This window comes from Enterococcus sp. C76 (assembly GCF_040886985.1).
GTDB lineage: Bacteria > Bacillota > Bacilli > Lactobacillales > Enterococcaceae > Enterococcus_B > Enterococcus_B lactis.
This window is the reverse complement of record NZ_JBFOEY010000074.1, coordinates 1-295: the sequence shown is the minus strand read 5'-3', so window position 1 is coordinate 295 and position 295 is coordinate 1. Positions and strand designations below refer to the sequence as shown.

At 33.2% G+C, this 295-nt stretch carries 1 protein-coding gene; it reads right to left on the bottom strand.

Annotated features, from left to right (window positions below; all coding sequences use genetic code 11):
* Positions 1-295, bottom strand: a 295-nt coding sequence (locus AB3I00_RS14810) for a hypothetical protein (protein ID WP_368025643.1), incomplete at both ends; no start/stop codon positions are given.

Genomic DNA, 295 nt, shown 5'->3' with positions numbered 1-295 from the left:
CAGTAAAAGTAAATGTACCTGAAAATTTCCCGTTCAAAGGACTTAAATCATAAATATGATTCCTATCCAAATAAAGTGTAGTCATCTTACATCCAATAGTACCTAATCTTTTTACAAACTCATTATCTACTTCATTCTTTTGGAACCCAACCTGCGTTAATTTTGTCAAACTGCTCATATCTTCTGGTAATTTAGGATTACTCATTCCTTTAACATAATTAGAAGATAATCGAGTCAGCTCTGTACAATATTGGATTCCTTCAAAATCTTGTACCCCCGTTGGATCAATCCCTGA